Source organism: Gluconacetobacter tumulicola (genome assembly GCF_014174215.1).
GTDB lineage: Bacteria > Pseudomonadota > Alphaproteobacteria > Acetobacterales > Acetobacteraceae > Gluconacetobacter > Gluconacetobacter tumulicola.
Map to the genome: position 1 here is coordinate 1 of NZ_JABEQL010000082.1, position 698 is coordinate 698.

Consider the following 698-nt stretch of genomic DNA (forward strand, 5'->3'; position numbering starts at 1 on the left):
CCTTGCGTGGCCTGGGTCATGATTTTGGCTACGGCTCCCTGTGGCGTTTCTTCAAACGTCATGGGCTGACGCGTAAAAAAAGACCGGCCACGCCAGCGAGCAGGACCGCCCCGATGTCCTGATCCGGCGGCAGGAATGGAGCGATGGGCAAAGCGACCTGGATCCCAACCGACTGGTGTTCATCGACGAAACCTGGGCCAAGACGAACATGATGCGGACGCATGGCCGCTGCCTGCGTGGTCAGCGGCTACAGATGGGTTTTCCGCATGGACACCGCTGCACGACAACCTTCGTTGCCGGACTGACGACAAGGGGAATGGTGGCCCCGTTCGTCATCAGCGGCCCCATCAATCGACTGTCATTCGAAACCTATGTTGAGCGTGTCCTTCTGCCGGAACTCCGTCCCGGCGATATCGTGATCATGGACAACCTCTCCAGCCACAAAGGTCCTCGCACGCGGGAGTTGATCGAAAGCGTCGGCGCCGAACTGCGTTTCCTTCCGCCATACAGTCCCGACTTCAACCCCATCGAGATGGCTTTCTCGAAGCTCAAGGCCCTGCTCCGCAAGGCAGCCGAACGCACACGCGCCGGATTATGGGACGTCATCGGTCTCATCTCACAAAACTTCATGCCCGCCGAATGCGCAAACTACTTCAGGGCCGCAGGATATGATCCAAACAGATCGGATTAGACTCTAA

Annotated in this window: 1 pseudogene; it reads left to right on the forward strand. The window is 58.5% G+C overall.

The features are described 5' to 3' along the window. Positions 1-691: pseudogene (locus HLH29_RS19350) on the forward strand (IS630 family transposase); the annotation flags it as partial. Positions 692-698 lie beyond the last annotated feature (7 nt).